This is a genomic window from Kosmotoga pacifica, from assembly GCF_001027025.1.
Taxonomy (GTDB): domain Bacteria; phylum Thermotogota; class Thermotogae; order Petrotogales; family Kosmotogaceae; genus Kosmotoga_B; species Kosmotoga_B pacifica.
The window spans coordinates 1,170,317-1,191,531 of the sequence record NZ_CP011232.1; the positions used below are offsets into that span (position 1 = coordinate 1,170,317).

The window sequence follows — 21,215 nt, forward strand, 5'->3', positions numbered from 1 at the left end:
AGTAATATTATCGTATTATATACCTGCTAATATAATAGTGAAATAACTCACAAGGAGGTGCTTGATATGAACAAAGACTTTATATTTAAGGTAACTGCCAAATCTGAAAGCATATCAAAAACAGTGATAAAAGCCAGGAATTTCAATATAGTCGTGGATGAACCACCGATGCTTGGGGGAAAGGACGAAGGACCCAATCCAGTGGAATTCGTCCTCGCGGCACTTGCTGGTTGTCTTAACGTTGTTGGCCATCTGGTTGCAAGAGAAATGGGATTCCAGATAAAGAACCTTGAATTTGAGATCTCGGGTGCTTTGAATCCCGAAAAGTTTATGGGAAAGGAGACTTCTGACAGAGCGGGTTACAAGAGCATAGAAGTCAAAATGAACATCGATGCCGATGTTGATGAACTGACTCTGGCACGGTGGCTTGAAATTATGAAGCAACGGTGTCCCGTCTCGGACAACTTGACGAACGCAACTCCCGTAAATATAACACTCAATAGCAAAGCGGAAAGCAAGGTTGTAGGATAACGAAAGGCCCCATCAGGGGCCTTTTTAATGAGAATGCTTTCTAACCAATTTCTGAATTTGCAAAAATCTGTGAAGAACAGCCATTATATACTCAAATTCCATACCATCTTCGTTTTATCAAATTATTCGAGCTCCTGGAATAGGAGCAGTTTCTCTTCCTCCTTTTTATTTGGTAAAGAATGAACTTGCAATTTTTAAAAAAGCTGGTATAATGTGTGAAGCCGGCAGTGTCTCTTTTCGCCGGCGTGTTGTTTTACATTATAAGAATAACGGTTGAGTCCTATCACTACGCACAGACTCTAAAATTATTCGTTTTATCTAGCTCCCCCAATTGACTATGCAAAAGTAATCTCCCCACTTCGACCAAATCCAGCGATAACAATAGCTGTGTTCGCATTCAATACCCTCAACATTTTGAAAGCAAAAAATGCCTCTATGGTTGTCCCTTTTCGAAGCTATCCTACTCGTAGAATAATGGCGAAGTAAGATTCTATCAAACTTTGCTATTTCTTGCTGGAAAAGTTATGAAAGCACTTTTAAAGAATTGGAGGTGAATGTTTTCAAAGCGGGATTGGCCATTGCAAGGAATGCTTTTTTAAGGAACAGGATTTATCTGCTGAATCATTTGATCAGCAACGCCGGAAGTTTTGTGTTCGGTTATATCTTCGTAAGCATCTGGAGAGCCATCCTCGGTGATTCCCCAGAGGCTTCTCTTATGGTAACCTATGTGATGGTAAATCAAGCTGGTCTCTGGATCACAATGTTTCTCCCATATGGAGCCTTCTTATTCCAAAAGGTAAGGGATGGAACGATCGCTTTTGAACTATTAAGGCCTTATGGAATAATATATCTGAGCTTTTACGAGGTTCTGGGACACGTAGTTTATAATTTTCTCTTCCGCTACTTGCCAATCTTTTTCCTTGGTTTTCTCTTACTGGGGGTTAAACTACCATCACCGGGACAAATAGCACCTTACGGGATATCCATTTTAATGGCTTTCATTATTTCCTTTTTTCTTAATTACTTTATCGGACTATGGAGTCTGAGGTTTCTAAGTATTTCTGGAGCTCAGTCGCTTTACTATTTCCTGATGAATTTCCTCTCCGGTTATATGCTACCAGCGGAATACTATCCCGGCATTTTGAAGAAAATAATGCCCTTGACTCCCTTTGCAGCGACCAACTATGTTCCTGGCTCAATTTATCTCGGTAAAATGACCTTTCTGGAAGGTATCAAACTACAATTATCCTGGATAATGATTCTTCTACTTCTTGCACTGGTTTTAACGAAACTTACTCAGAAGAGGTTACAGATTCAGGGTGGTTGAGGAGGTTTGTTATGGAGGTTTTTAAGGCTCTTTTCGTAGCCAGTTTGAAAAAGGAAATCGAATACAGGTTTAATTTCGTTTTTGATACTATAACTTCCGGACTGGCTGTTTTTTCGGATTTTCTGATTATTGCCGTGATAATGCTCAAATTCAAAGACATGGCCGGATGGTCTTTAGGTGAGGTCGCTCTGATCTACTCAATTGTTGAAGCTGGCTGGGGACTCTTCAGAACCTTCGGTGAGGGACTGCACCGTTTTCAAGAACTTACGCTCAGCGGTAGATTTGATATCTTACTCATTAGACCTATATCGACTATTATGCAGGTTATGCTTCAGCGGTTTCAATTCAGAAGACTGGGAGTCCTCGCCCAGGCTATAGCAGTTGGGGTTTTTGGGGCATCCTATACAGGACTGGCTTCGCCAGGGTTCTTTATGCTGTACGCATGCCTTGTGGTGTTGTCAGCGCTTTTGACCTTTGAAATCTCTCTTATGCTGGCTGCAATAGCTTTTTGGACTGTGAGAAACGAAGATATTATTGTCCTCGGCTTCTACTCTATGAGAACAGCTTCTTCCTATCCATTGACCATATATGCAAACTTTGTGAAGCAAGCTCTTACTTTCATCATTCCCCTTGGAACCGCCGCATTTTATCCCGTTTCTTATCTCACAGGTAAGACAAATTCAATTCTTGCACTTCTCTCACCAGCGATAACCTTTGTTGTTTTTCTACCTATTAGCATTGGATTCTGGAAGCTCGGTGAAAGGCATTATTCCAGTACCGGTACCTGAAGAGGAGGTGGTCTCATGGGTGAATACATTGAGGTTTCCAATCTTTGTAAAGACTACACAATATACAAAAGGAGGGGTCTCAGGCGTGAAAAAGAAATAGTCCATGCAGTCAGAAACATCAGCTTTGGCGTTAAGAAGGGCGAATTCCTGGGATACATTGGACCAAATGGTGCTGGAAAATCCACGACAATAAAGATGCTCACCGGAATACTAACTCCAACTTCTGGAGAAGTTAGGGTTGCAGGTTTCTGTCCCTGGAAGGAAAGAAGAAAGTATGTGAAAAACCTCGGCGCTATTTTCGGGCAAAAGACACAGATGTGGTGGGACCTACCAGTAAAAGACACATACAAGGTTTTGAAGGCTATATACAAGGTTCCAGAAGCTAAATTTAGAAAGCAATTAAGCTTTCTTATAGACAGACTCGAAATAATGGAGTTCTATGAGCAACCGGTTAGGCAACTGAGTCTTGGTCAAAGGATGAGGGCAGAACTGGCAGCATGTATGATACATGATCCGGACATTCTATTTCTCGATGAACCAACAATCGGTCTCGATGTAGTATCTAAACACAGGGTATTGAATTTCCTCAAAGAACTAAATGCGGAAGGAAAAACGATTTTTCTCACGACTCACGACCTCAATGATATTGAAACTCTGTGCAGAGAAATTCTTATAATCAACCATGGGAGATTGATTTATAAAGGTAGTTTAACTGCATTGAAAAAGATGGTGGCACTTCCCCGACTGCTAAAGATCAGATTGAAGGAAGGTCACTACTCCCTTTCCCAAACCCAAAGGAAATTTATCGAGATCTATAACGGGAACTACAATGAAAAAGAAGGAGAAATAGTAATAAGAATCGAAAATTCTCATAAGCCTGCAATCCTAGCAAGGAAGGTTCTCCAGGAATTTGAAATAGAAGATTTCAAGATACAGGATCCGGGAATCGAAGAAGTGGTAAGAGACATCTACAGAAATTAGGAGACTGAAAGCCCTGCGCACCACTTATCGAGGTTATCGAGGTGCGGGGCTTTTTATTCCGCAGGTCATCAAGCTATTTTTCAGCCATTTTATAGTCAAGAAGAACGGCTGTCATACTCTCTTCATGCATTGTACTCTCTATCACCAGCGGAATCTTTGGATTAATCACCCAGGAGATGATCGGCTTTTTCTCTTCGTTGTATATAACGATTTTCTGTCCCTTGAACTTTCCGACTTGTTTTTCTCCCTCATATTTCAGAGTTCCCAATCCCATTATTTTCATAGGGAGCATCTCATCAAAATCGAGGTAGCCAAAGATCATATTATAGATGGGATTCATGTAAAACACTGCCACGAATCCATACAATCCTCCTGCCATCATGCCCATATCCAATGGTTCATCTGGGAAAGATCGAGTTACGTGGGTAGTTATACTGTAACCGTCAGCTATTTTTGTGATATCTGTACTCACAGTGAAAATTAATGGCTCATCATCGCTTCCCGGGAAGCTATAGTTATAAGCCACATACCTGAATTCCCTGTAGTCGGTGACAGGTTGCCAGATTCCAAAAACTGAAACGCTGAAAATAATAAGAACAAGTAGAAGTAAATAACTTTTCATATTCTCCCCTCCATACTCCCAAGATTATTTGGTACAGGCGGTGCACTTGATTATAGTCTTTACAGTAGTACAAACCGAAGGAATTGAAAGATATTCGAGTCATTGTGCATCATGAAAGAAAACTATACATGATCTATAAAAGAGCCTATTCACTTCCATTAAGTACAGCATAAACGGCATTGGTGATGCTCAGAGCACAGGTACCTCCTGAAATCAACCACAAATAGAAATAAATTTACTTTGAACATATAAGTATCCATTCCAGCTATATAGAGATATAAGAAAGGGAATAAGTACCGCAGGGTTTATTGAATATCTGAACTCAATCTTTAGCCAATTGCATACAATAAAGGCATAGACCTCCCAGACTCCATAAATGACAACTGACAACCATGAAGCCTTCCACGTTCAACAGATTTGATGGTCCAGCAATAGAAGCAGGAATGGCAAAGAAAAGCGTAACCATACCCAAAATCTCTTCGAAAGAAGGTCATTTAATATAGTTTGTACGTCACATTCATCATGGTAAAATTTCCCGGTAACTCGTCCAAAAAGAAAGGGGGCATTTGCCCCCGATTTTTATAAGCCTTTGAGCATTAATTCTACGTCTTGCTTGACGTTCGTTATTGGTTTTATATCGAAGTTCTCAACGAGTATTTTTAGTACGTTTGGTGAAAGGAATGCGGGCAGCACTGGACCAAGCCTTATGCCCTTCACACCGAGATACAGCAGAGCGAGGAGGACAGTCACTGCTTTCTGTTCATACCATGCTATGTCGTAAGAAATGGGGAGATCGTTGATATCTGAAAGCCCCAAAGCTTCTTTCAGTTTCAAGGCGGTGACAACCAGCGAATAGGAGTCGTTACACTGTCCGGCATCCAGAACTCTGGGAATTCCATCTATATCACCGAGATCCAGCATATTGTAGCGATACTTTGCACAGCCTGCCGTAAGTATGACGGTGTCCTTTGGTAGTTCTTTTGCCACTTCGGTGTAATACTCCCTCTCCTTTGCGTGTCCGTCACAACCGGCCATCACCACAAACCTCTTCAGCTTGTTTGCTTTGATAGCGTCTATTAGCTTGTCTGCAACGGCTATGGCTTGATTGTGAGCAAAGCCGATTACAATCTTCTTTCCAGGTCTTTCTTCGAGTCCGCCCAGGCTCAGCGCTTTTTCTATGACAGGCGTAAAGTCCTTTGGCTGTCCGTCGGTTCTGTTGGGAATATGTTTAACGCCGGGCCAGCCCACAAGACCTGTGGTGAATATCCTGTCTTTGTAACTGTCGAGGGGCTTCTGGATACAGTTAGTGGTCATCACAATGGCACCATTGAAGGCTGCAAACTCTTTTTGCTGATTGTACCACGAGGTACCATAGTTTCCAACGAGGTGCTTGTATTTCTTGAGTCCTGGGTAGGCGTGGGCGGGGAGCATTTCGCCGTGTGTATAGACCTTTATTCCAGTTCCTTCAGTCTGTTTGAGTATCTCTTCCAGATCAAGGAGATCGTGCCCACTCACAAGGATAGCAGGACCTGCATACGTTCCTGTGTATACTTCAGTGACTTCGGGGTGGCCGTAGGCACTGGTATTAGCCTGATCAAGTAATGCCATAGCCTTGACTGCCATTTCACCAGTCTTCATGACCAGAGAGATGTAGTCATCTGCGCTGAGACTATCATCCAACGTTGCTGCAAGACCTTCCTCAAGGAATTCGAGGATTGAAGAGTCGGAGTGCTTTAAGATGTAAGCGTGGTCAGTATAAGCAGCGATGCCTTTCAGTCCGTAGACGAGGAGTTCTCTTAAAGAGCGGATGTCTTCGTCTTTTGTTGAAAGCACACCAACTTCTGCGCCTTTCAATTCCCAGATGTCCAGACCACCAGGCACATTCCATGTAGCTGCTTCCGGTGCCTCATCAGTGAAATCTCTTCCCTCATTTTCTCTATAAGCCTTGAGAAATGCTCCCTTGATTTTGTCTCTCAGCTCTATTGCCCTTTCAATTTTCTTTCCGATACTTTCAGGGTCGAAGTTTACATTTGTTATAGTTGTGAACAGCCCTTCAGCGACGAAGAGATCCGCTTCTGAATCGTTAACTCCATACTTTCTAGCTTTCACAGCCCAGTAAGAGAGTCCCTTGAGCAACCACACGAGCATATCCTGAAGGTGAGCAACTTCAGGTTCTTTACCACACACTCCTTTTACTGTACAGGCCGTTCCTTTCACTGTTTCTGAACACTGGTAACAAAACATACCCATTTCGTTACACCTCCTGGTTTTTGTCGTCGTAAATTCTTTTTTCACCAGTAATATTCTGAATAGGGGCTATATCTTGCGAAACTTCGAGGGTACCAACATAATTTCCTTCTGAATCTCTAATAGCAATGTATTTGATGTAAATAAATTTATCGCCTAGTTTGAGCCAGAAATCTGCCTCATTCCTTTTACCCTCTTTGAAATCCCGAAGGATTTTGTTGACCACATCGACGCTCTTGGGTGGATGACAATTTTGCACTTTCCTTCCAATGATGGCTCTGGTTCTGCCAAAGATCCTATCGGGGTTTTCACTGAAGAATCTCACGGTGTCCGTCTCATCCACAAAGGTTATGTCCACAGGTAAATGGTCAAGCATAAGTTTTAGTTGTTTCGGGCTCATATAACCACTACCGAGGTTTACCAGCCCATCAGCGAACTCAGGTTCCTGCTCCTCCTGATAAAAGGGAGAAGGCTTGAATGAGAAATAACCAACTTCATCAAAAGCCTTTCTGATTTCTTTCCATTCCTCCAAAGAGATGAGTTTAAGGGCTGTTGGAAAGAGGACTTTGTGTTCTTTGTAGATGTGGTCTGTCAAGAGCTCCGCCATGCTTAGGACGAGTTCTTTAATTTGTTTTAGATTTTCATTAGGATTTTCGGAGAGTTTTTTTAATTCTTTCCGCCATTCCCTGAGTTGGTCGTGCTCTTTCCACATTATCGCAGGTGGTTGCACAACCCCATGTTTTTCAATGTAAGGGAACAGTCCGTTTTCCTCCTTTTGAAAGTATAGCTCCATATCGTCCAGATAAACCAGAACTTTCGATAGTTCCTCTGGGAGTTCATCATCTACCTTTTCCATAACATACTTTCTGAAGTTTTCCAGTCTATTTAGCATATCCCGGTGTTCTTCAACGAGTATATGCACAGGGTGCCATGGTTCCACCTGAATCTCATCTTCTATAATTGCTTTCTTGAAGAGATCCAGATGAACATTACACATCAACTGAATGCTCTCCGCAGGTATTCCCTCCTGTATGAGTTCCTGCTCTACCTTTGATATGTCTACCGGCGTGAGTTCCCTTATCAACACAGAAAATTTCTCCTTGATGTCTTCCAATTTTTCCGGAGAAGAGTGCAGTTCTCTAAGCATTTCTTTAAGCACTTCCCGCTTTGTTTTATTTTCCACTGTTTTAATTCCTCCTGTTTTTGTTGGATTTTTCTTTCAATTCAAGTATAATCATTTTGAAAGATTCAAGCGGTAACATTTGTTACGGGGTGCGGGAGGTGCGTATGAACCCACTCATTTTAAATCTCGCTAAATTGAAACCTTTTAAAAACCTGACCATTGGAGAATTGGAAACGATTTTTAAAAAGAACGGCTCTCTTGTAGAACGCTACAGTGATGGAGAACTCATTCGACAAAGGGGTGACCAATGCAATTCCCTGTTGATAATCCTGGAAGGAAAAGTCTCGACCATAATGCAGGATACTAACGGAAGAATGGTTAAATTAGAAACAATAGAGGCCCCCAATCTCATCGCCAGTGGAGTGCTCTTTGCTTCTGATAATCTGTTTCCCGTAGATATAATAGCTACTAGTTCCGTGATCATATTGTCTATGAGTAAGAATTTGGTAATTGAGCTTTGCATGAACAATGAAAACTTTTTGACTGGGCTTCTAAACGATATGGGCGACAGACTTGCCATGCTCGCCGAAAAGGTGTATATATTCTCTCTCAACACGCTAAAAGAAAAGCTAGCACGCTACCTTTTAGAACGGTCGAATGGCAAAACCGAACTCACTCTTGGCATGACCAAGGAGGAACTTTCGAGGTACTTCGGTGTCGCAAGGCCTTCATTATCAAGGGCTTTTGCAGAACTCATAAAAGAGGGATACATAGCGCAGAATAACCAGATAATTCGATTGCTCGATCGCGAAGGATTGAAAGAATTATCTGGCATGGAATGAGCTTTTTAAATATCGTTCCGGCATAATATAATTAGCTTAACGAACTATTTTAAGGAGGGATAGATTTGAAGACAAACAAGGATGCTGTTGTTAAGATTTCAGTGGCAGGCGAAGTCGCGCACCCTCTCAGCAGAACACCTTTCAGACTGGAAATCAATGGGACTCCAAGGCTCTTTCCGGGTACAGGTGGCATTACTTACAACTTCACTTTAGGCGATAGTGCTTTCAAAATGGCAGGCGACCATGTTGAGCCTGACGTATCGACAAAGAACCCTAACGATTCCATGAATATGGCTTACGTTAAATATTCTTGCATCGGCAACGAAGCCATCGTGCTTACCGGTGAAGCCAAAGGTGCAAAAGGGTATGTAATCGGGAAGCATGGTGGTATAAATCATGTACTAGTTCACTTCAATCAGAATGTAAAGGAAAAGCTAGCCATTGGGGACAAAATCCAGGTCAGGGCCTGGGGAAACGGCCTGGTTCTTGAGGATTATCCAGAGGTAAGAGTGTACAACATTGACCCGGGACTTCTAGAAAGGGTACCCGTTGAAGAACGTGATGGAAAAATATATTTCCCCGTTAAAGCGATTGTGCCTGGCTATCTTATGGGCTCCGGTTCGGGCTCTGGAAACCCTGCAGGTGGGGATTATGACATCATAACAAACGACAAAAACTTAATAAAGAAATTGGAGCTCTACAAATTGAGAATAGGGGATTTTGTTGCCATTGAAAATCACAATGATTCCTTTGGACTCGGTGGATACATGGAAGGTGCCATAACTATCGGCGTAGTTGTACATGGTGATTGTATCGTCACGGGACATGGTCCCGGTGTCACGGTGATCATGACAACTTCTACAGGTAAAATCAAGCCCGTCGTCGTTGATGAGTCGAATATCGGAGATTATCTCGGTTAAAGCTCGCAACGTTGACAATTGATAATGCGACGCTTGCGGAGGCTCAGAAAACGTTGTGGGTGGTGGGTTGTTGGTTGTACGTGATAACGAGAACCGAGATCCGAGAAAAACGGTGGTAGGTTGTTGGTTGTAGGTTGTACGAAAAAATCGGATTAAAGAACAAGATTGGATTAGATATTGAAGTTTGGATGAAGAACGGGTTTTGGGTATAGGGTATGGAGAAAATCGAGATCCGAGACCCGATAACCGAGATTCGGTGTTCGAGAACCGAGAAAAATGTTACGGGTGAAGAAAACCTTTTTGAAAAAGCGGGTGTAGAACGAACAACCTACAACCCACAACCGACAATGACTCTCATCATCTCGGTTCTCTAATATCTCTATACCCTAGACCCCAGACCCTAGACCCCAAACCCGCTCTTTCCATGAAGAGGCTCTTGTCGGATAACGAAAAACGGAAAACGATGGACAGTAAACAGTGGACGGTCAACGGCTCTTTCCGCAACCAAAATGGAGTAACAGGTGGCCATACAAAAAAGCGAGAAGTATTTCTCGCTTTTTTAAGTATACCTATAGCCATGTGCTCTAAAGAGCCCTTCAAAAGCGAAAATATATTTACATGAATAATTTCATCATTCGATATCTGAAAACGGGGGTTATGGAGATAGATTTAGAAGGAGTCAGAACTCATCTTTAAGATCCTCCTCTATACTGCCATCGGGAAGGACACCTTCGAATTCGTAGGAAAGAGGGTCTTCCAGTTGAAACCGTGCACAGTCTTTCCAGTTAGACTTACAGTACATGTTGATCCATTCCGTATCTACTAAACCGCGTTCATAGGCTCTCACAACAGGACACACATTATAATAACTACAAGTGTCACTGTCCACCGTATCACCTCCGTAGATTATCATTAACAATATAACACAAATATGATCAAAATCAACACCACAATCCCTCATCTGAATGGAATTTCCTCCAGTCCACAAATAGGTATAATCGAGGTATATAATCATAAGAAGTGAAATTAATAACAAGGATTTTCTTAAAGTACATATCAATAGGGGAGGTATAAAAGTTGAAAAGGTCATTGCCGATACTGTTCATATTCATCGCATTCATAATCACGTGCTTCTCAATTGAAATGGTTTCTGAAACCTCGGATGGACTGACTTTAGTATCCTGCATCGAATATAATGCTGAATTGAAAAGCGAAAACGGAAAGATAATCGTTCTATTTGATAATAAATTACCCCAAATAATCGAATATTCAGCAGCTGTGGACGAAGGGGTATTGAAAAGGCTGTCCGTTAAGCGCTGGGCTGATTTTAAACATGACTATCTTTTATTTGAATATATCGATAACGGGTATCTGAAGCAGGAGCAACAAGAGAGCATTCTGGCACCATCAACGATTATTAATGCAGAACCCATCACCTCAAGCGAAAAAATTCGCAAAAGAACACTTGAAAGGAAGGATTTCAGGGTCATAAAATTCGACTTTCTTTCTTCACAAATAATTGCATTTGATTACACTTACGCCGGTGATGAATCACTCGTGACAGAAATCGGGAACGTTAAGGTTGTGAAATATACTATCACGTTCCAGGGAGTAACGGGCGAAAGTTTTTTCGACAAAAACGGAGAGGAAATAACCACCAGCTTCATGGGAATACATTCTTACAATCTCAAATATTTTCCTTCCAAAAGACCTGAAGTTCAGAAACTTCCCTTCGAAATTGTACCTATATCGCCTTACCTTTTTGGTAACAATTACTGGAAGGAATGGTCTTTTATGTTGGCTTCCCCGTTTATCAAAAATTCAGCCATAAAAATGATCAGATGGGGTGGAATATTTCGTGATTATAATCAAAGGCGCTTATATGATTTTCAGAATTTCACAAGAATGTTGGAATATACAGATGTCGAACCACTTGTGCAGCTCGAATACTTTTCGGAATCAGATGCTCTTACCCAGCTTGAGGAATTACTTCATTACATTCCGGACTTAAAATACATTTCCTTCTCAAATGAAGCGAATATCTATCCCATCATACTCGGGAAGAACGTGAGCCTTTCCGAGTTCAACGAAAGGTTTAGAGAGGAAATTACCAAAATAAAGAATAAATACCCCGAAATACAGATAGTAGCTCCAGACTTCACTATAGCAACCTTTCCGCAATACGACAGTTGGCTGATCGGATTCCTGAAAGAAAATGCCGATTTAACAGACGTACTTTCACTTCACTATTACGCCTTTGATGGCTCACAATCTGCAATTAGGACTTTGAGTAACATACAGACCTTTAAATCCTACATCGACAGCATAAAAACCCTGCTCAAGAAATTTGGCCTTGAGGGTTTACCACTTGCCATCACAGAGGCAAATACCGGGTTCGATTACAGACAAAAAGGTTCTGGAAATCCGTCTACATTCGAAGCAGCGTTGTGGGGAGCATCGGCGTATATTACGGCTATTGAGGAAAATCTGTGGTCGTTGCAACTCTGGTGCGTTATAGACGATGGCACATTGAGCCTGCTCGATACTTCCACTGGAAAGATAGAGTACAGACCCATGGCGCTGGTCTATGAACTTTTCAGAGATTTTTATAACGAAATAATTCCTGTTGAGGTTAAAATTTATGGACTCAAAGCTGTTTTTGCGCCTTTCAAGGATGCCGAACTCATCATAGGGGTATTTGTAAATTACTCCGATAAAGAACTGAAGATTAGACTCACAGAAGATTCTAAAAGGTTAAAGATCACAGAAATGGATTCAGGAATTTCACTAAAGCCCCTATCGATGAACCTGATATACTTCGATTACCAGCTAAACCCAGTTCACAGAGAGAGTTATTCCAAAGGAGGAGATGAGTAACACGCCCGAAATCAATTATGTACAGAGCGCTTTTGAACCAGAGGATGGGTAAACCTCTGTGGAGAAAACTCAATCATCATCACGTGGAACGTTTGAGAATATGACTTTTGAGCACAGGATGACGAGACTGAAAAAACAAATTTGGTAACGAGAAATTTCTCATTTCACTTGCCGTGAATTTGGTAGAGCGTCTCTGAAATGGTTAAAAGCTAACAGCGCGAAGGAAATCATCAGTAATTTCTATTTAGAGATTTCAAGTTTCAGAGCGGAATTTTCACATTATAAGTATAAGTGGCTCCCGAATAGGGAGCCATAATTATTCAATAAGAAAAAAGGGGGATCCCCCCTAAGGGTGAAAGGTAATTCAGTAAAGATAACCGTTGTCTACTGTTCCACCGTCGAAATTCTCATTGATAATGGTGACCACATCATTTACCTGTGAGGGAGTGTAATCTCCTGATTTACCTGAAAGAACCAGATTCGCGGTTTCCAGGATCTCTGCCACTGTCATGCCTTCCATATACCTTTCTGATGGCGGAACTGTTAGTGGATAGGCGAGTATGAGATCAGCGAGATTTCGCGTGCTCGGCGCGAAATTCGGATCATACAAGTCAAAACCAACATTCAGCGTTAGAGCGACCAGCTGAGAGACGAGCTCATTGTCTAGATCATAAGTTGCCGGATCGATGTAAGTCGTAAAGATTTGAGCGGGGGAACCACCTGCTGGTAGGTACTCGGTTATAGCTGAGGCGCTCGTAAACAAGACATAACGCATGAAGAAAGAGGGCGTTCCTACTATCAAACCACCAGGAAAAGCTGAAGAAAAATTCGCGTGGAGATACGTTCCGGGATTGTCACCATGGGGTGGTGCTCCCCAGCCTCCGGGAGTGTAAGTGACAAAGTCATCATCCGTTCCCGGCGGAATTTCAGGAGTGATCGTGAAGATAATTTCGACACGATATTCAGCTGATTTATATTTCAAGCACCAATCTTCACTAACTAGATAGGAATAGGGAAAAAATAGTCTAAGCCAGAATTTTTCATGTTCATAGTCACTCGAAACGTAGAAAGGACCATCGTCTGGAAATAAATGAACCGGTATTATTATTTCGTCGACATAAGTGCTATCCATGTAATGATATATGTGTGTAAGCTGAAGTTCAAGAAATTTATCAACAATAACGTCACCAGAAGTAGTGATCATGTAGATAGTGTAATCGCCTGTGATGATGATGGGACTGTCCCTCAACACCTCAAACCAAAATTCTTGATTGTTAAAACTCGCCGGATTCTCAACACAGAGGGGATCAAGAATAAAATCCGGCGTGGAGATACTCACACTGCCATCTCCATAGCAAAAAGTAACAACGATAAATATCGAAATTACGGTAAAGAACCTTTTTAGTATCATAATCAATCCCCCCACTCTTCCAATGCCATTCTATTCTTTTTTTTCATATAAAAATAGAATTTGAAAAACTGTGTATCCACTTATATGGAAAGTTTTTAGATATTTTTTACAACTTTACCTAGTACGGGATAAATTTGCACTGTTTTCCCCTGAATACTTCTATCGGTGTTAAAATCACTTGAGGGAGGAGATAACGTGCTGGTCGCAGAACACCTGAAAAAATACTATGGCAAATACCGGGGTATAGTTGATGTCAGTTTTGCAATAAAGCCTGGAGAAATATATGGCCTCATAGGTCCAAACGGTGCAGGAAAAACGACGACTATCCGTATCATCCTCGGGCTTCTTCAAAAGGATTCTGGAGAGGTGAAGATTGGAAACCACCGTATTCCTGACGATCTTAATGTGGTTAAGCCTCTGATTGGCTATCTTCCAGGCGAAGTTAATTTCTATCCAGATATGAGAGTGAAAGAGTTTCTGAAATTCAACAGAAATTTTTACCCAGAAATCGATAAAAGCTACGAAGAAGAGCTAATTGAGTTTCTTGGCATCGATACTGAAAAGAAGTTTAAAGAGCTCTCACAGGGAAACAAAAAGAAGGTAGGAATACTTCAGTCCCTCGTTCACAAGCCTTCATACATCATAATGGACGAACCAACAAATGGTCTCGACCCATTACTTCAAAGCAAATTGTATGAATTATTGGAAAGAGAACGTGAGCGTGGAACAGTGATACTATTCTCTTCACACGTTCTCTCAGAGGTTGAGCGCCTTTGTCAGAGGGTCGGAGTGATTAAAGAAGGAAAATTGATCAAAGAACTCTCCATGGAAGATATACGTAAGTATACCAAAAAACTCGTTACAGTCTCTGGACTTTCGGATCTTAGAACACTTTCAAAATATGAACTTCTCGAACAGAAAGGTAGCAATTTTGTATTTTCAGTGAATCGCACCGAACTAAAAGATTTTTTGAACTCGCTGATAAAACTCGAATTTGATGACCTGCAAATCAGAAACCCGTCTCTGGAAGAGTCTTTTATGGAATTTTACAATCAGGAGGTTGAAAAATGAGCTTTTCAAATATATATCGAAAAGAATTCAAATGGAACCTCCGCACCTTCATTATCTGGACAGCGATATTCATTGCCTTTACTTTCATGTACATCCCCATTACCGACCAGATGCTCCAACAGTCCGATGCTATGCTAAAGTTCATCGAAAAGATGCCGAAGCTCCTTCTTCAGATGTTTAGCTTTGATCCAGAACTGCTCACAAGACCTGAGGGACTTTTCGGCTCAGAGGGTATGAGTTTTGTCTATATCCTTTCAGCTATCTTTGCTTCGATGTTTGCCGGTTCTCTATTTTCAAAAGAGTTTGAGCAAAAAACCATAGAATATCTTCTTGTCAAACCGGGTTCAAGACTCACGGTCTTTTTTTCAAAGGTAGCAGTGATGTTCACTTTTATATTACTGTTGGTCGGAGCGTTTACAATCTCTGAAACGAGGTTATTCGAGCTTTTCGTGCATATGGAATACAATGTGAAGGTGCTTTATGCCTTCGGACTGTATGCCCTTACAGTTCAGGTGTTTTTTGCCAGTCTTGCAACGCTCATTTCGGTATCAACGCAGAAGAGTTCCCTAAATACATCTATCACAATCGGGCTCACGATATTTATGTACTTCGGCGATTCCCTTGGCAGAAGTTTCGAGAACCTCAAATGGATGTCTATAATCAGTATATTCCGCTACATTCCTCTGATAGACACAATAAAGAACAACCAGATGATGCTGGGTAACGCCTTTATCATCATGCTCATTTCCATGATTTTTTTGTTCACAGGAGCGTGGGTTTTCAGTAAAACAGACATAAAGGTGTAGAGAGTTTTTATTATAGATTCTCTCCAGGTACATAGTCAGACGCATCGTTTAGAATCATTGGACTGTAAGGATCCGTTTTGTCCTTATAATAAATCATTCCAGTTATAGGGTCTCTTGAGCGTTCAATGTACATCATATGTCAATCAAGCTTTGACGCCATTTATTAGATATCTACAGGAGACCATATACCCAGGAAAGTCCTTAGAACAGATGGCATCGCGAGATCCTGCCCATGGAGCCATGCACAACAACTTCGATAGTTCCAGAATCCCGAATCCCTCTTAATTATTTATTATCACCTTTGTGTAACCCTCAAAATGGCAACAATTGAAGATATTTATACGGTAGAATACATAATTGAAACCCAAAGTGGGGAAAGGGGGAATTCGCGTTGCTGATCGATCTCCATAATCATACCGACCTCTCATCCGGTTCAAACCTGGCTTTGGAAGACTATGTTCCATACGCGAAGGCCTATGGTGCTCGCGTTGCCATAACTGACCATGATATCCTCAATTCGGAAGCTAATGAATACAGAGACTTTTTCTTCTGCGGCTTTGAAGCAATAACTGATTATGGTCATTTCCTCGTTTTCGGGGCATCTCCCGAACTTATGCATATACAGAATATCTATTTGTTTATCGAAACTGTACATGCCGAAGGGGGGATCGTCATCGCCGCGCATCCTTTCAGAAATACCGGGGTGTTCGGAATGCTGGATACCGAGAGCGCTGAAAAGATTATCGACCTTGTAGATGCTGTTGAAGTCTACAATGGAAGAAGCTTCTTTGATGAATGGGAAAAAGCAATAGAGATTGCGAAAAAATTTGACAAACCAATGACAGGCGGGAGCGATGCATTGACGGAGTTTGACATTTTCAGAGTTGCAACTGAATTCCCCGAAGATATCAATACGCTGGAAGAGCTCATTGAACAGATAAGAACGGGGCAGTGTAAACCTCTATTGCTGAGTGATGACATTGGTTGAAGCGGCGTCGTAAGAGTCAGGTATATATCCTTTGAACTGTGCTTTGTAGAGCCTGTAATAATGTCCTTTCTTCTCTAGAAGCTCTTCGTGAGTACCCCGTTCAATGATTCCATCTTTAGTGATAACAATGATTTCGTCGGCGTGCTTTATCGTAGAAAGTCTGTGAGCTATTACGAGTGAAGTTCTACCTTTTGCCAGCTCCTCCAGTGATTGTTGTATTTTCAATTCCGTTTCGTTATCGAGGGCCGAAGTGGCTTCATCGAGAATCAAAATCGGAGGGTTCTTCAGAAATACTCTCGCTATAGATATCCTCTGCTTTTGCCCACCCGAGAGCCTTACACCACGCTCGCCGACATATGTGTCGTAACCGTCCTCCAGAGACATGATGAAGTCATGTATATTTGCCCGCTTCGCAGCTTCTATAATCTCTTCATCCGTGGCATTTCCCTTTCCATAGGCTATATTGTCCCTTATACTTCCTGCAAAGAGAAAAACATCCTGCTGAACAATGCCTATATTTCTGCGCAATGACTTCAGAGTAACGTCTTTTATGTTTATTCCATCGATCAATATCTCGCCCTCAGTGATCTCATAGAATCTCGGTATGAGATGGCAGAGAGTTGTCTTTCCTCCGCCTGAAGGTCCCACAAGAGCCACGGTCTTCCCGGCCGGGATTTTCAGGCTAATATTTTTCAAAACTTTATTTCCACCATCGTATGAAAAAGAAACGTTTCTGATCTCTATCTCTCCCTTTACATCTTTGAGCTCAATCGCATCTTCTTTGTCTACGATCTCTGGCTTGGTATCCATTATTTCGATGAAGCGCTTGAAGCCAGCCATACCTGCTTCATACTGTTGTGCCAGCATCATCAATCTGCGTATAGGTTGAAGGAAGAGTTCAACATATAAAAAATATGCCACCAGTGACCCGGGAGTGATAATTTCTTTCAAAGTGAGATATCCTCCAACGAGTAGAACCGTTAATTTCAGCATGTTAGATAGCAGATCCACCCCGGTGAACATCTCTGCCATGGCTTTCAGAGCACGTTTTCTTGACTCCACAAACTTCCTGTTCCCTTCGTCGAACTTCTCCCTTTCAAGGTCCTCGTTCGTGAATGACTGAGCAATACGTATGCCTGAAATACTGTTCTCAAGCTGAGCGTTGACATCTGCAATACGCCTCCTTTCGGTCATAAAGGCGCGCGACATCTTCTGCCTTTTTTTAATCCCGAACCATACAAGAAATGGGATGTAAGTGAAGATGATCAACGTCAGCCTCCAGTCTGTTCTCATAAGTATGATGAAAGCACCGGTGAGGGTGATGAGAGAGATGAATAGGTCTTCAGGTCCGTGATGGGCGAGTTCCGTGATGTCTCTTAGGTCGTTAACGATTCTCGACATGATCCTGCCCGTTCTGACTTTATCGAAAAAACTAAAAGGCAAAGTTTGTATATGAGAAAATACGTCTTTGCGCATGTTATATTCCATCCTCACCCCGACGATGTGTCCCCAGTAGTTGACAACGTAGGTGAAGAGGGCTCTAAAAACAAACAGGATACCTAAAATAACAGAAACCTTTATCAGGCCATTCAAATCACGCTGTGGTATATAAATATCGAGAGCACTCCTGGTGATGCTAGGAAAGAACAGATCTATCCCGGCTATCATAAACGCACAGATCATGTCCACGGTGAACAAGAAAAGGTGGGGTCTGTAGTATGCAATGAAACGTTTTAACATAAAAAAATCCCCCCTCTGACCTTAGAAGACCAATTAAATAATAACTTCCAGGGCGAGGGGTGTCAAGGTTCGCTTTACGAACGAATTTTTGGATCTTATTTTTTAAAATCTCAACAGGACTTTTAATGCGCCCGGGGTAGCGCTGAACGCATCTATAGCTTCTTCAAAAGGATATACAGCAGAGACCATGCTTTTTACAGGAACTAATTTTTTCTCGAGAAAACCAATCGCCGGTTTGAAAGAACCACACCTTGAGCCTATAACGTTAAGCTCCTTAACTACGACGGGAGAGAAGTCAAATGTCGATCCCGAAGCGTAGGTGCTCTTGAGAACAATTGTGCCTGTGGGTTTTACGATATTGACCGCTAAGGCGAATCCTTGGGAATTGCCTGTCGCCTCAACCGCTATATCAATCTGTCCAGAAAGCTCTTGAATCCGATCAGGAAATGCAAGGGGTATCCCTTTCACAATATCCTTTGCTCTACTCGGATGTTTGCCTATAAGGATATGATCGATGTTTCTGGCTTTTAAAACAAGTGAGATCAACAGGCCAAGTTTGCCATCACCTACGACAGCTACCCGATCTGTGGGTCTGAAATTAACTTGTTCAAGCACTTGAACCGCTGCTGCAAGGGGTTCCACAAATACTGCCTCGATATCGTCAATACTATTCGGAACAGGATGGAGGTTCTCAATGGGAAGCTTTAAGTATTCAGCAAAGGCTCCGTCCCAGTTGTTTATACCAAGTGTCCTGATATTACGACAGTGCTTTCTATGTCCTGACAAACACATATCGCATTTTCCACAGGCTATGTTTATTTCACCGACAACACGTTTTCCGATAAGACCCTTGTCCGGTGCTTCTACGACTTCACCAACAAATTCGTGGCCAGGAACGCCGTTGAATCCCATATAACCCTTGAAAATCTCCAGGTCAGTGTTACATATTCCCGCGTAACGAACTCTTATGAGGGCTTCATTTTCCCGAAGCTTTGGTTCGGGGATTTCTGTAAACCTCAGTTGACCATCAAAATATAGTGCTTTCATTTAACTCAACCTTTCCAAAGACTGAGCGATATCAGCGATAATGTCGTCCGGATGTTCCAGTCCAGCAGAGATCCTCACGGTCTTTTTGGAGAATCCAAATTTGTGTAGCTCTTCTTCTGGATAATCCCTATGGGTCATGAGCGCAGGCACTTCCACAAGAGTCTCCGCATCCCCCAGACTTACGGCCAGCTTAAGCATACTCAGATTACTCACGAAAGTTTTCGCTTTTTCTAGATCTCCCTTCAGTTCGAAACTGACAATACCACCGAATCCTGACATCTGCTTCCTGGCGATCTCGTGTCCTGGATGAGATTTAAGACCCGGATACATAACCTTTTCAACTAATGGATGGTTTACCAGAAAGTTCGCTATGAGTTGAGCATTTTGAGCGTGCCGCTCCATGCGCAGGGGCAACGTTTTCAACCCCCTCAAAAACAGCCACGCGTTGAATGGACTCATGACTCCACCGAGTTCACACATATATCCGAATTTCAGTCTCTGAATATAGTCCTGATCCTTTGAAGTCGCAACACCGCCAACAGCGTCTCCGTGTCCGGAGATATACTTTGTGGTACTGTGTACCACAACATCCACACCAAGCTCCAGAGGTCTCTGAAAATATGGTGTAGCAAAAGTGTTGTCTATAACAGTCTTTATTCCCTTTTCCTTCGCTATCGATACCACTGCTTCAATATCAATGATCTCCATAGAAGGGTTCGTTGGAGTTTCGAAGTATATAACCTTTGTCTTTTCAGTGATCGCTCCTTCCAGTTCTTCCAGATGAGTCATATTTATGAATTTCGTGTTGATCCCGTAATCTCGAAACAGGTGATCCATTGCTCCGAAGGCAGAACCATACAGGTTTCTGTGGGCGATTATCTCGTCTCCGACTTTTGCAAAGGACAAGAGTACAGAGGTGATAGCCGCCATCCCTGAAGCGAATGCCACAGAGTCTATACCATTTTCAAGGGCAGCCATTCTCTGTTCGAAGAGATTTATTGTTGGGTTTCCACCTCTGGTGTAAACGTATGCTCGCCTTTTAAAACTGAAGGTATCATCCGCCTGCTGTAGGTCTGTGAAGGTAAAAGTGGAGGTCATGTATATCGGAGTATTCAAGGATTGGTTCTGGTCTTCCTGTTCAGCGGCGTGTATTGCAAGCGTATCGAAATTCATTTTTCTTTTCTTCATGTAAGCACCTTCCTTTCTTAAAAATCGTTGACCGATTGTCGTTTTTTATTACAGCTATTAATACCGTTTGCCGTTGTCCGTCTTCCGTCATCTGATAAGAGCCTCTTCTTGGAAAAAGCGGGTTTGGGGTCTAGGGTCTAGGGATATTAGAGAACCGAGATAACGAGAGTCGTTGTCGGTTGTGGGTTGTTCGTTCTACACCCGCTTTTTCAAAAAGGTTTTCTTCACCCGTAACATTTTTCTCGGTTCTCGAACACCGAATCTCGGTTATCGGGTCTCGGATCTCGATTTTCTCCATACCCTATACCCAAAACCCGTTCTTCATCCAAACTTCAATATCTAATCCAGTCTTGTTCTTTAATCCGATTTTTTCGTACAACCTACAACCAACAACCCACCACCCACAACAATTTTTCTCAGAAACTTTCCGTCTTTCTTTCTCAAAAAGCATCATGGACAACTTCCTTTTCACATAATTATAGTATACCTTTGCATTTCTTACCTTCGCACCATGAAAACAATCAATTTAGCTATACTATAGTTATAAAAGACATCGAATTTTATAAATCTCGGAAAGTGAAAGGGCCGGAAAGTCCTTTCATTATCTTATTCCATCAACCCCTGAAAATGTTTGACCCCATATCCAAAAAAATGGGAGACATATATTTAAGAGCAATGAAGTGTATTCTTAAATTTTATTTTGCTT

18 protein-coding genes are annotated in these 21,215 nt (G+C 42.0%); 10 read left to right on the forward strand and 8 right to left on the reverse strand.

Annotated features, from left to right (window positions below; all coding sequences use genetic code 11):
* Positions 1-66: 66 nt before the first annotated feature.
* From IX53_RS05470 to IX53_RS05485, 4 genes are all read left to right on the forward strand, one after another.
* Positions 67-531, forward strand: a complete 465-nt coding sequence (locus tag IX53_RS05470) for an OsmC family protein (RefSeq protein WP_047754492.1) — start codon at positions 67-69, stop codon at positions 529-531.
* 550 nt (positions 532-1,081) lie between these two features.
* Complete coding sequence (locus IX53_RS05475; RefSeq protein ID WP_218916046.1) at positions 1,082-1,858, forward strand: ABC transporter permease; 777 nt, start codon at positions 1,082-1,084, stop codon at positions 1,856-1,858.
* 11 nt (positions 1,859-1,869) lie between these two features.
* Positions 1,870-2,646 (forward strand): ABC transporter permease, encoded by a 777-nt coding sequence (locus tag IX53_RS05480; protein ID WP_047754494.1) that lies wholly within the window; start codon positions 1,870-1,872, stop codon positions 2,644-2,646.
* Between the two features lie 15 nt (positions 2,647-2,661).
* Positions 2,662-3,627, forward strand: a complete 966-nt coding sequence (locus tag IX53_RS05485) for an ABC transporter ATP-binding protein (protein WP_047754495.1) — start codon at positions 2,662-2,664, stop codon at positions 3,625-3,627.
* A 73-nt stretch (positions 3,628-3,700) separates the two neighbouring features.
* On the opposite strand, the gene IX53_RS05490 is transcribed toward IX53_RS05485, so the two are convergent.
* From IX53_RS05490 to IX53_RS05500, 3 genes are all read right to left on the reverse strand, one after another.
* Positions 3,701-4,249, reverse strand: coding sequence for a hypothetical protein (locus IX53_RS05490; RefSeq protein WP_047754496.1), 549 nt, complete (start codon positions 4,247-4,249; stop codon positions 3,701-3,703).
* A 579-nt stretch (positions 4,250-4,828) separates the two neighbouring features.
* The gene (hcp, locus tag IX53_RS05495; RefSeq protein ID WP_218916047.1) at positions 4,829-6,499 is read right to left on the reverse strand and encodes a hydroxylamine reductase; all 1,671 of its coding nucleotides are present in this window, start codon (positions 6,497-6,499) and stop codon (positions 4,829-4,831) included.
* A gap of 4 nt (positions 6,500-6,503) precedes the next feature.
* On the reverse strand, positions 6,504-7,679 hold the full coding sequence (locus IX53_RS05500) for a DUF438 domain-containing protein (RefSeq protein WP_245612683.1): 1,176 nt from the start codon (positions 7,677-7,679) through the stop codon (positions 6,504-6,506).
* Positions 7,680-7,783: 104 nt separating this feature from the next.
* Between IX53_RS05500 and IX53_RS05505 the strand changes: the two genes are divergently transcribed.
* Together IX53_RS05505 and IX53_RS05510 are read left to right on the forward strand one after the other, a co-directional pair.
* The gene (locus IX53_RS05505; protein ID WP_047754497.1) at positions 7,784-8,461 is read left to right on the forward strand and encodes a Crp/Fnr family transcriptional regulator; all 678 of its coding nucleotides are present in this window, start codon (positions 7,784-7,786) and stop codon (positions 8,459-8,461) included.
* 65 nt (positions 8,462-8,526) lie between these two features.
* Positions 8,527-9,381, forward strand: a complete 855-nt coding sequence (locus IX53_RS05510; RefSeq protein WP_047754498.1) for a DUF4438 domain-containing protein — start codon at positions 8,527-8,529, stop codon at positions 9,379-9,381.
* 679 nt (positions 9,382-10,060) lie between these two features.
* Here IX53_RS05510 and IX53_RS05515 read toward each other — a convergent pair.
* On the reverse strand, positions 10,061-10,396 hold the full coding sequence (locus IX53_RS05515) for a hypothetical protein (RefSeq protein WP_245612684.1): 336 nt from the start codon (positions 10,394-10,396) through the stop codon (positions 10,061-10,063).
* Positions 10,397-10,458: 62 nt separating this feature from the next.
* Here IX53_RS05515 and IX53_RS05520 point away from each other — a divergent pair, with 62 nt between their 5' ends.
* A complete protein-coding gene (locus IX53_RS05520) occupies positions 10,459-12,258 on the forward strand; it encodes a hypothetical protein (protein ID WP_047754499.1) in 1,800 nt (599 codons plus the stop codon).
* Between the two features lie 364 nt (positions 12,259-12,622).
* On the opposite strand, the gene IX53_RS05525 is transcribed toward IX53_RS05520, so the two are convergent.
* A complete protein-coding gene (locus IX53_RS05525) occupies positions 12,623-13,669 on the reverse strand; it encodes a hypothetical protein (protein WP_047754500.1) in 1,047 nt (348 codons plus the stop codon).
* 195 nt (positions 13,670-13,864) lie between these two features.
* Here IX53_RS05525 and IX53_RS05530 point away from each other — a divergent pair, with 195 nt between their 5' ends.
* From IX53_RS05530 to IX53_RS05540, 3 genes are all read left to right on the forward strand, one after another.
* Positions 13,865-14,740: an ABC transporter ATP-binding protein gene (locus IX53_RS05530; protein ID WP_053001203.1), complete on the forward strand. Its 876-nt coding sequence runs from the start codon at positions 13,865-13,867 to the stop codon at positions 14,738-14,740.
* On the forward strand, positions 14,737-15,546 hold the full coding sequence (locus IX53_RS05535) for an ABC transporter permease subunit (RefSeq protein ID WP_047754502.1): 810 nt from the start codon (positions 14,737-14,739) through the stop codon (positions 15,544-15,546). Before IX53_RS05530 ends, IX53_RS05535 begins: the two co-directional genes overlap by 4 nt.
* 391 nt (positions 15,547-15,937) lie before the next feature.
* A complete protein-coding gene (locus IX53_RS05540; protein ID WP_047754503.1) occupies positions 15,938-16,534 on the forward strand; it encodes a PHP-associated domain-containing protein in 597 nt (198 codons plus the stop codon).
* On the opposite strand, the gene IX53_RS05545 is transcribed toward IX53_RS05540, so the two are convergent.
* From IX53_RS05545 to IX53_RS05555, 3 genes are all read right to left on the reverse strand, one after another.
* Positions 16,508-18,274, reverse strand: a complete 1,767-nt coding sequence (locus IX53_RS05545) for an ABC transporter ATP-binding protein (RefSeq protein WP_047754504.1) — start codon at positions 18,272-18,274, stop codon at positions 16,508-16,510. The genes IX53_RS05540 and IX53_RS05545 overlap by 27 nt on opposite strands.
* 102 nt (positions 18,275-18,376) lie before the next feature.
* Positions 18,377-19,321, reverse strand: a complete 945-nt coding sequence (locus tag IX53_RS05550; protein WP_047754505.1) for an MDR/zinc-dependent alcohol dehydrogenase-like family protein — start codon at positions 19,319-19,321, stop codon at positions 18,377-18,379.
* The gene (locus tag IX53_RS05555; RefSeq protein WP_047754506.1) at positions 19,322-20,509 is read right to left on the reverse strand and encodes a trans-sulfuration enzyme family protein; all 1,188 of its coding nucleotides are present in this window, start codon (positions 20,507-20,509) and stop codon (positions 19,322-19,324) included.
* Positions 20,510-21,215: the final 706 nt, after the last annotated feature.